This is a genomic window from Winogradskyella sp. (assembly GCF_013213975.1).
Classification (GTDB): domain Bacteria; phylum Bacteroidota; class Bacteroidia; order Flavobacteriales; family Flavobacteriaceae; genus Winogradskyella.
The window spans coordinates 41162-53286 of sequence record NZ_JABSST010000003.1 but is presented as its reverse complement, the minus strand read 5'-3'; the positions used below and the strand labels follow the sequence as shown (position 1 = coordinate 53286).

Genomic DNA, 12125 nt, shown 5'->3' with positions numbered 1-12125 from the left:
CTACAGCCCTAACACACAATGATCCAATCCGTTAACCTAAAAACACTGTTTATAACACTATGTCTCGTCTTGACATTATTGTCAATACAGCTACTTAATGCACAATTGGCAATTGGACAACCTAATTTGGGCTTTAGTCAAGCTTGTGCTAGTGAAAGTTTTAACTCTTATAGTGTTACGTTTGCTTTTTCACCAGAATCTGCATTAGATGCCTCTAATCAATTTATTGTGGAAATGTCTAATGCAGATGGTGATTTCTCCGGAGCAACAATACTTTATACTTCACCTTCTGGTTCTGTAACTACGTCTCCTGCGTCTTTAGATTTTTCAATACCTGAAGAAACTTCTGGCGAGAATTATAGAATAAGAATTAAAAGTACCTCTCCTGTAGCAACAAGTACTCCTTCAACGTCCTTTGCGGCTTACTATAAATTGCAGGACTCCCCTTTTACGATTAATAATCTTGTTTCAACAGGTGCCTATTGTACAGGTGGCAGTTATTTGTTAACGATTGATAATCCGGGAACAGGCAACAATGATTCGCCTTTAAACTACCCCTCTTTAACGTTCAATTGGTACAAAGAAATTAGCGAAACAACTGCAGTTTTTGTGGCCTCTGGTCCTTCTCTTTCAGTTAGTGAAGAAGGAACATTCTTTGTTGAAACGAATTATGGAACTTGTACTTCTAATTCATTTTCAAATAGAGTTACTATTAGTGAAGCAAGTGCAAGTGGTGAAGCAGACGCTACTATCGTCTCAAGTTTAGGGAATCCATATTGCCCAGAACAGGGACTAACTACATTAACTACTTTAGGCGGTAATAGTTACCAATGGTTTAAAGATGGTGTAGCCATTCCTGATGCAACAGGCCAAAGTATCCAAACCGATGAGTCTGGTACGTTTTCAGTGCAAGTAAATCTAGGAGTATGTTCAGCTTTTGGTTCTATCGATTTAGTGAGTGAGCTGTTTAATAGCGATATAAATGTTGAAGAACTTAATTATTTGATAGAAGGCGAAACCTTAAGTATCGAAGTCATTAATAATGCCGTTACTCCAGAATTTACCTGGTTTTTAAATAGTCAAGTTATTGCTGGCGCAACAGGTAATACGTATAACGCTACAGAATTTGGCGATTATACTGTTGTGATTACAGAAACTACAGGATGTGAAGCTTCTGTTATTTATGAATTCACCATCGAAGAAGGTTTTGATCCATTTCCAGATGTTGACAATATTCCAAATATGATTAGTCCTAATGGCGATTTAAATAATGACACTTGGATTTTACCATTGCAATATACAACTGGAACAAATACAGAGGTAATTATTTATAATGAACAAGGTAAAGTCGTATTTCAAACAATGGACTATCAAAATAATTGGCCTATTGCTGATTTAAATCTTACCAGTATTAATCAACTATATTATTACGTCATTACTAAGACTGATGGTGACGTAAAAAAAGGGACTATAACAGTAATCAAATAAATGAAACGAAGTTTATCAATCCTATTAGTGTTATTTTTAGCTGCCCAGCTAAGCTGGTCTCAGCAAGATGATGGTGTTGTTTCTTTTGATTTGCCAATTCGAAATTCTTTGGTTTTTATCCGTTAAGCTATGAGCCCTCCCTTCACTTTTGTTAGAGAACAACATAAATATATAAGTTTTAATAATAAGCGCGAAAACATTCAGTTTAATAATGCTCCAGAAACATTTGTTGGGAGTTTTTCTGGAAGGTTCGCAGAGAATATTGGCGCTGGCATATCCGCCTTTCAACAGAATTATGGTGTCCTAACCACTTTCGGAGGTCTTTTAAACTTTGCATATAACGTTAAATTAAATACGGATAAAAATTTGACTTTTGGGCTTAATGTTGCTGCTTATAAAAGCGGAATTAATACTTCGAATGTCATTACCAATTTTGATGATCCTTCATTACAAAATGTTCCAGAGAACTTTTTATTTACGCTTAACCCTGGTGTAAACTTCGGTACAACATTTTTAGATTTTGGTGTTGCTATTAATAATCTTGTTCTTTACAATTTTGAGACATCAGAAATGATTCAAGACGATCCTAGACAAGGCATTCAGGCTCATGTTATGCATACCGGTTTTTTTAAGGGGCGTGGATTTTTTAAGGACACAAAATTTTCAGGATTGATAATGTCAGAATTTAGAAAAGACGAAACTATCATTTCAGGACTAGCCGCTCTTAGTGTACCTAAAGGCATCTGGTTTCAAGTTGGCTATAATAGCCGATTTGGTGTGTCTGGAGGACTTGGACTTAATATCACTAAAAATATTGCATTAGAATATAATATTGAAAAGGCCATTGGTGAGTTGGTTGAATTTGGTTCTTCTCATGAAGTCTCTTTAGCCTACAGATTTATTCCAAGAAAAAAGTATGACTATACTGGTGATGAAAAAGTTAGTGGACTATTCTCCAAAAAGCGAAAACGTCCTATTGTTAAGGCATCAGAAGAAGAATTAGCTGGCATTAGAGCACGAGCTGCAGAACGAAGAGAACAAGCAAAATTAGATCGTGAGTCAGATGCAAATGCTCTTAAAGTCACTGAGAAAAATGCAAAACCAGAAGCTGAAAAGAAAGCTAAGCGTGAAATAGAACCTCAAGAACCAAAAGAAGCAGCAGAAAAAGCTAGAGAGGTTGCTGAAACGAATGCAAAAATTGAAGCAGAAGCAAAATTACTTGCAGAGCAACAAGCTATCCAGGATGCCGAGAAGAAAGAACGAGAGGAAGCTGCGAGACAGGCTAAACTCCTTGAAGAACAAAAAGCTAAAGAAGCCCAAGAAAAATTACTTGCAGAACAAAACGCGAAGGAAGAAGCTGAAGCGCAACGAGCAAAAGAAGCAGCTGCAGAACAAGCTAAATTATTAGCTGAAGCACAAGCTTTAGAAGCAGAAAGACAACGACAAGAGCTCATTGAAAATCCTAAGGATGAAATAGGTAAATCCATCGCAACCTTGACGAAAGATGCTGAAAGTTCAAAGACTGAACAGAATAGACTGCTGGATGAGTTCAAAAATATAATCGAAATAAAGGATGAAGATCTTAAAGATCTAAAAGAAGAAAATGATTTAAGTGAACAAGGTATTGCTGTACAACCAAAACCATTCAAAAGTGTAACTGAAGAAAATAATAGACTTAATGCTATCAATGCAGATTTGGAAGCGGTTATAAAATTACAAGGTGAAAAGATTGATTCATTAAATGCTCTTTACGAGTTAAGGTTTAAAACCACTGAATTAGATGAAGTTAATTTATTCTACAAAAAGAAGATCCAAGATATACAGGAGGATCAACTAAAGGCTAAAGAAATCAAACAGCAGTTAGAAGTTCGTCTTGAAGAAATTAGAATAGCTACAGAGTTCGAAAAAAGAAGACGTATTAAGCGTGCGGCCTATGATAATGAAGAGGATAGATATGCGCAAGACCGAGCAATGTTAGCGAATATTAAACGAACAACAAAGCCACCCGTAAGTCCATACACATCAGATGATTTTGATTTTGGGGAAGAGCAAAGTGATAACATTAAGATTTTAAAGAATGTAAAGAATACTGAAAGTGGATATTATTTAGTCATTGCGGTACACAGTGATATAAATAAACGAAATGAATTTTTAACTAAAGTTGTAGCTTCTGGTCGCGCTAATGTAGATTTCTTCTACGATATCAGTTCGAGTAAATACTATATATACTATAATAAATTTGATAGTATTAGTGCTGCTAATAAAGCTATGGAGAATAAAGGAGATCGACCTTATAATATTAAAATGTCACTCATAAAAATAGAAAATTAAATAAGTTAAGCAGTTCTTCTCGATTTCATTGCCCTATGAGATTGATGAGGAAATAAAATCAAGTATCATGAAAAGACCTACATTTTCAAATACGTTAGCACTAGTGTTAATATTGTGTTTCGGGATCACATCATTTGCGCAGAATTATGTGCCTTTCACACCAAGGTTCAACGAAGATTTAAAAGGCGATATTGTTTTAATCGGAAACAACATTCTCGGACCTGATAATAATCCATTTAATAATGGATCTGTCTACAATCACAATGTAGATATGCAATACATAGATATTGATGGTGATCCAACAACATTTAGTTCATCAAGTGCGGATTTAGAAATTCCAAATCCTGACTGCTATAGGATTATATATGCAGGATTGTATTGGGGTGCTGTTAATCCAGGAGATGAACCTATTACTGAAGTAAAACTTAAAGGTCCAACAGGTGGCTATAATGATATCTCTGGAACAGTTATTTTTGAAGCTGGTGGATCTTCCGTTGATGGAGGAAATAGTTTTTCATACGCCTGTTTTGCTGATGTTACAAATATTGTGACTAGCTATGGTCAAGGTGGTGATTTAGGAACTTATACCGTAGCAAATGTTTCTTCAGGTCTTGGAGAAACGTCTACATTTAATCCTTATAATGGAACTGGACAATCAGCAGGATGGTCACTTTTTATTGTTTACGAAGATCCTACTCTACCTGGTAAATCAATTACAAGTTTTGATGGCTTTAGTGCCATAAGTGTAGCTGGTGGAAATCCAAATTTAGATGTTCCTGTTGATGGTTTTAGAACTGTCCCTGCTCCAGCACCCGTTAGGGCTAATTTTGCCTTCGCTTCCTTAGAAGGTGATCGTCCAATTTTAGGTGATCGATTAAGACTTAATGGAGTTAGCTTGTCAACAGTAGATCGTCCTGTGTCTAATTTCTTTAATAGTTCCGTGACCAGTTTAGATGCTACTCCCGTTAATAATCGTATTCCAAATAGTACAAACACTTTGGGTTTTGATACGGGGATGATTGCAATTCCAAATCCTGGCAATTCTGTAATTGCCAATGGTGCTACATCAGGTACAATTCGGTTAGAAACAAGTGGTGACACATATTTCCCATATTTCTTTGCTTTTGCAGTTGAGATTATTGAGCCAGATATTGTTCTTACCAAAACGGTTGAAGATGAAACAGGTAATGATATCGGTGGGGCATTAGTCGGACTTGGATCTCCATTAAATTATGTGATTGGATTTCAAAACATTGGTAACGATAATGCAACTAATTTTCAAATACGTGATATTCTTCCAATAAACATTGTTTATGATCATTCAACAGATCTCATATTACCACCAGGTGTTACAGTAGCAAGTTATAACCCAGTAACAAGAGAATTAGTTTTGGATATTGATAATTCACTTGTTGAAGAAAATGATCCACGCTATGAGATAAGAATAGAAGTTGAAGTTGTGAATTCGTGCGGAGATTTAGCCGACGCCTGTTCTAATATAATAAATAACCAGGCCTTTGCGACTTATAATGGCTTCTTTAATCCATCTTTTCAAATAACAGATGATCCAAGTATTAATACAAATACAGGATGTTTAGTATCTCCTGAAGCTACGAACTTCTTGGCTGATCTGGATTGTGAATTTTTAGAGGAGGTTATTCTATGTGGTGACAGTGTCGAATTAACCGCTGCGGGAGGCTATGATTCTTACATTTGGTCAACAAGTCCAACAGGAACTCCTGTAATAGGTGATACACAGACGATTACAGTGACGTCTACAGGAACGTATTATTCATTTAATAATGCCGTTGCCCCTTGTCAATCAATAGAACAGATTTATGAGGTTGCACTTTTTGGTGGTGACGTGGAGAACCCTGTTATTCCATATGCTGACGAAATTGTGACTTGTCCAAATGATGGAAAGTTATTACCGCTTATTTTCTTATGCGGTGCAGATGATACACGATTTATAGAAACTAATATTTCTGATTCTACTTCTATAATTTGGGAACAATTAGACGCGTCTAGCTGTACTGCAGTTGCTGATGCCGATTGTGCAAATGAAGATTCTGCTTGTATTTGGAACCAAGTTGCTGTAGGACCTGATTTTTTGGTAGATTCAGCGGGTCAATTCCGATTAACTATTAACTATCCAGGTGGTTGTTTTAATAGATTCTACTTTAATGTATTTCAAAATCTATTAGTGCCAACAGTAGTGGCGACAGATATAATTTGTACGACTTCAGGAAGTATTATGGTTAATGATGTGCCTTCTGGATACGAGTATAGTATCGATGGCGCAAACTATCAAACGAGTAATGTGTTTACAATAAATACACCTGGAACATATTCTGTTTTTGTAAGACAAATAGGTGTGCCTACAAATCCATGTATTTTCTCTGTCCCAGATGTACTTATAAGAGAACGAGATTTTACAGTAACATCAACAGTTTCTCAACCTTTATGTCATGGGGAATTAGGAAGTATTCAATTGGCTGCTAATGATGTAGATCCTCAGTATACATTTACCCTAGAACAAGGAGGAACTTTGGTTAATACTGTAGGTCCTATAACAGAAAATACCTATAGTTTTGATAATTTAAATCCAGGAACCTACACAGCCACTGTAGAAACTGAAGATGGATGTTTGCATACTGAAACTATTACAATCATTGAGCCGCCTTTATTAACAGTAACTGCTGCATTAACCGCTCCATTAGATTGCACCGATGGTGAGATTACGATTTATCCAGAAGGTGGTACTCCGCCATATTTTTACTTTATAAATGGAGCTACAGATTTTCAAACAGTTCCTACAATCGTTGTAAACGCTGCTGGAACATATGATATCTTAGTTGTAGATTCTAATAACTGTTCAGCAAGCACATCAATAATGGTTGATGCTTTTTTACCGCCAGAATTTACGATAACACCTACAGATATATTGTGTGGTGGAATTGGTAATACAGGGTCGATAACTATTGATATTACTAATGCCAACGGAAATACTATAGCTTACAGTACTAATGGTGGTGCATCCTTTTCAAATTCAAATGTATTTACTGGACTTACAGCTGGTGATTATGATGTTGTTGTTCAATATACAATAGGCAGTTCCATTTGTACATCGGATCCACAGACAGTTACCATTAATGAGAATATTGCGATATCTGGCACTGCAGATTTAACAGCAGATTATACATGTATTGGAGAAGGATCAATTACGGTGACAGGAGTTACTGGAGGAGCACCTCCTTATGAATATAGTATCGATGGTGTTAATTTTCAGTCTAGTAATATATTTAATGGATTAACTCAAGGCACCTATACAATTACGATTAGCGATACAAATAGTTGTACTGCGATTACTAATGACATTGTAATTGATGCACTTAATCCACCAACAGATATGGACATCACCAGTACACCTGTTGTATGTCCAGCCTTAACTAGTGATGTCACTATCACCAGCGTATCTGGAGGCTCAGGAATTTTAGAATATCAAATTATAGCCCCAGCAACTGCAACAACAGCTTATCAAGCCTCTAATGTGTTTTTGGGTTTGTCACCAGACACTTATACATTTCAGGTAAGAGATGAAAACGATTGTATTTATTTTGAATCATATACTATAGATCCAATCCCAACGCCAACAGTTACAGTTATTTTAACTGAAGATTTAGATTGTACAGCAACTCCTGATGGCGTGCTTACCGGTACAGCATCGGGTACAGCACCTTTTGACTATGCAGTTTCCATCAATGGAGGGCCATTTGCCAATGTAGGTTCTACTGCTGGTACATTTTCTTATAGCACAGCAACACCAGCAACCTATCAATTTGAAATTACGGATGCTAATGGTTGTTCAGCACAGTCATCTATTATCACTATAAACCCTATTACACCACCAGCATTTAGTGCTGTGGTTGAAAGCCAACCAATTCTATGTAATGGTGATGCAAATGGTGCTATAGATATAACTATTGATAACACTGTTGGTACACCACCATTTACGATTAATGTATTTAATAATTCTACTGGAACAGATTATGGAACACAGACCTCAGGATTAACTGCTGGTAATTACACGATTACCATCACAGATGCGAATTCATGTGCTTCGACTGAAACCATATCACTATCAGAACCTGATGCTATTAACTTTGATTTAAGTAAAGTGGACATCACATGTAACAATCCAGGTGGTTCTTCGCTAGGATCCATCACTGTAGAAAACGTTACAGGTGGTACGACACCAATGACGTATTTTATTACTAACAATTTTGGAGATGTTATTGCAGGGAATCCATATAATGCAACAACGAATGAAGATCACACCTTTAATATTATCAATTTCGGTATTTACACAATTAATGTTGTAGATGCTAATGGGTGTAGTCTGTCTCAACAAATTACAATAGCTTCACCTCCGTCAGATTTGGATATTAATGTCAATGTTGCAGTTCCGGATTGTACCGTAGGTGGTACAGCCGAAGTTACTGCCATATCTGCCATAGGAAGTGGAAGTTATGAGTTTGGTATTATAGAATTTAATACGATTCCTTACACATCAGCCTATTTTTCACCAGATACACCAGGAGGTAATGTGAGAACATTTACAAATTTAATTCCAGGTGTAGTGTATACATTTGTAGTTCACGATTTGGTGACGGACTGTTATTATGTGAAGCCTGCAGATGCAGCGATAGATCCTGTATCAGCATTGACATCAAGCGTAGTTCCGACTAATGTCAGTTGTTTAGGTGCTGCCGATGGTAGTGTAACGTTTACCATAAACGATTTTGATAGCACAACCACTTCTGTAGATTATTCAATTTATTCGGCGTTTGATAACCAATTAGTAGATGGGCCTAACTCCGTAGCTGTAACATTTGGTGTGCCTGAAACAGTAACAACTCCAGATCCAGGAACCCTTACAGCAGGTCAATACTATATTGTTTTTACGGAAAATGGAACAGGATCTTTTAATGGTTGTGAATCGGCATCTCAGATTTTTGAGATTTTAGAATCACCTGTAGCTTTAGATTTAAGTGTATCTGTAGATCAGAATGCAAATTGTAATCCTAACTCAGGAGTTATCAGTGCAATTGGTCAAAATGGCACAGCTCCTTACGAATATCAAATAACAATTACTGCTACTACCCCACCTTTAACCGATGCGGGATGGAACACCAATAGTGTTTTTAACGTAGATGCAGGTACGTATTACATTCACGTTTTAGACGCTTTTGGGTGTATTGTTTCTAGTCCAGCTGTTATTGTAGATGCAGATCCTACACCAGTGATCTCTGCAACACTTAACAACACCTGTGAATTAATCGATGGTAACTTCGAAATAGAAGTAAGCTTAGATACTCCAAGTATAGCACCTTACAGTTATAGTATTGATGGTGGTGCATTTCAAAATCAAACAGCCCCATTTACAATTTCTAATCTGTTTGTAGGTACACATACCATTGAAGTGCAAGACGCCAACGGATGTAGTAATTTAATTTCCATTGACATCAATGCACCAATAGATGTTTTAGCAGAAGCAACAACATTGCCATCATGTAATAATGATGATGGTGTTATTACACTGACTGGTTCAGGTGGTTCAGGTAGTTATACGTATAGTATTGCACCAAATCCAGCGACAATTAGTCTAAGTGGTAACACATTTACAGGTGTGCCTTCAGGAATTTATGCAATAACTATTACGGATAGTATTACGTCTTGTACGTCTGAAGTGTCAGTTTCAGTACCTGAAGCAATTATTCCGATGTTTACCTTAAGCTCAACTAGTGTTACATGTTTTGGCGATAACACAGGAAGCTTCGACATTAATGTTACAAATTATTCAGGGGCATACACTTATGAAGTATTTGATGACTTGGGTGTATCTGTTACTGGAGTTGTTAATGCTAATACATCTACAAATCCATTAACGGTTAATGGTATGAATGCTGGGTCATTCTCAGTTGTTATTACTGAAACCGATATTCCATTTTGTTCAAACACTGCAAATATTGTAATTAGCTCTCCACAAGAGGCCTTATCAATTGTTGTAACTGAGACTTCAAATGTAACTTGTAATAATAATCAAGGTACTATTACGGCTATTGCTAATGGCGGCTGGGGAGATTATGAATTTGAATTAACAGGTGGTGTTACGGTGGCCTATTCTAGTAATAATGTTTTTGAAAATCTTTCTGCAGGTACGTATACTGTTAATGTAAGAGATGCAGAAGGTTGTATTGCTTCTGAAGTGATTACTCTTAATACGCCTAATCCAATTGCAGCGACTTTTACACCAAGCACAAGTGTGTTGTCATGTTTTGGTAATCAGGATGCCAGTATTACAATTACTGCTGTTTCTGGTGGAGAAGGTGCTAATTATGTTTATACCCTAAATACAATTTTACCTGTTGTAAGTTCATCAGGTCCACAAACATCTAATGTATTTAATGATTTAGGTGCAGGCACTTATAATGTGACTATTACAGATGGTTTTGGCTGTGAAATGACCTCCTTAGATATTGTTATAGCAAATCCTACGCCTTTAGATGTAGATTTAGTAAGAGCAAGTACACAGACTTGTTTAACAGCATCGACCCTGACTCTAAGTGTAAATGGCGGTACTGGTCCTTATGAATATAGTAATACAGAAAACTTTACAACTGTGTTAGGAAGTTTTAATACAAGCACAACATTCTCGGCACTTGAAGGTACATATGCGTTTTATGTGCGAGATGCTAATGGTTGTATATCAAATGCATCAAATGAAATTACAATTGATCCACTTCCTGAGTTAGTTATAAATCTAGAATCTTCTAATTCATTCATTAATTGTGCCGGCGACAATACTGGATCAATTTTAGCCACAGCACAAGGTGGATTAGGAGATTATAGTTATACCTTACAAGATAGTTTAGGTAATCCTCTAAATGCGACACAGAGTTCACCAGGGTATTTCACAGATCTTGTTGCTGGTGATTATATTGTTTATGTAGAAAGTGGTGATTGTAATGAGACCACTGCAATAATAACAATTACAGAACCTAATGCACAACTAGAAGCCACAATAGCAATTAATGATGTAACCTGTTCTGGGGATGATAATGGTTTTGTTGAAATCACAGCATCAGGGGGCACAGGAACGATTCAATATGCTATTTCACCGCAATTGAATCAATTCTTTGAAACTAATACGTTTACTAATCTAGCAGCAGGTGATTATACAGTGATTGTACAGGATCAGTTAGGTTGTTATTTAACTTTTAATTTTACAATAACTAATCCAGATCCCGTATTAATAACAATAGTGCCGGATTCCTTATTCCCAGAATTATGTGATGGTGATGAAAATGGTGAGTTTAGTATTGATATTTCTGGCGGAAACATGCCTTACAGTGTAAGTCTGGATAATTACGATGGTCCTTATACTACAGGCGGGCCAACACAAACGGAATTTGATTTTACGGATTTAGCTGGTGGAGATCATATCGTATACATTAGGGATGCCCAGGGGTGTGAATCACAATGGAATATTACCTTCCCTGAATCGGTTACTATTGATCCTGAAGTTACCGTTGAATTTACATGTGAAAATAATACTCAGGTTAATAGGGTCACTGTTACAGTTGATGATTCTTTAACAGATCCTTCAGATTTAGATTATTCATTAAATGGTGGACCTTATCAATTGAGTAACGTATTTACAAATGTGCCAGCAGGAACAAATCAATACATCAATGTGAGGCATAGCAATGGTTGTATTCAAACAACTGAATTCTTTGATATTGAAGACTTAGATGATATTGCCCTTACCCTATCGGAAGGAGAAATTAATGAAATCATTGCATCACCCTCTGGTGGATCAGGTGACTATACTTTCTCTATGAATGGTGAAGACTATGGTACACAAAGCACTTTTATTATTACAGAATCTGGTATTTACACTATTATCGTTACCGATAGTAATGGATGTAGAGCTGAGGCCCAAATAGAGTTAGAGTTTGTAGACATATGCATTCCTAATTGGTTTACACCAAATGGAGATGGTCAATATGATACTTGGGCACCAGGATGTGCAGAAAATTATCCAAACCTGACGTTTGATATTTTCGATCGCTATGGTCGTAAGGTAGCAGCCTATCGTGTAGGCGAGGTTTGGGATGGCCGCTACAATGGCAATGAACTACCAACTGGCGATTATTGGTTCGTTGTAAAAACCAATGATCCAAATGTAAATAAAGAATTAGTGGGACATTTTACCCTTTATAGATAACCCTAACATTGAACTA

The 12125-nt window shown here is 36.5% G+C and carries 4 protein-coding genes; all 4 read left to right on the top strand.

Annotated features, from left to right (window positions below; genetic code table 11):
* Positions 1-69 precede the first annotated feature (69 nt).
* The 4 genes from HRU49_RS00555 (at position 70) to HRU49_RS00540 (ending at position 12109) form a co-directional block, all read left to right on the top strand.
* The gene (locus HRU49_RS00555; RefSeq protein ID WP_296353055.1) at positions 70-1488 is read left to right on the top strand and encodes a gliding motility-associated C-terminal domain-containing protein; all 1419 of its coding nucleotides are present in this window, start codon (positions 70-72) and stop codon (positions 1486-1488) included.
* Entirely contained in the window at positions 1489-1614 is a 126-nt protein-coding gene (locus HRU49_RS00550) for a hypothetical protein (protein WP_296353052.1), read from the top strand.
* Between the two features lie 3 nt (positions 1615-1617).
* Positions 1618-3819 (top strand): PorP/SprF family type IX secretion system membrane protein, encoded by a 2202-nt coding sequence (locus HRU49_RS00545; protein ID WP_296353050.1) that lies wholly within the window; start codon positions 1618-1620, stop codon positions 3817-3819.
* A 67-nt stretch (positions 3820-3886) separates the two neighbouring features.
* Entirely contained in the window at positions 3887-12109 is an 8223-nt protein-coding gene (locus HRU49_RS00540; RefSeq protein ID WP_296353049.1) for a T9SS type B sorting domain-containing protein, read from the top strand.
* Positions 12110-12125 lie beyond the last annotated feature (16 nt).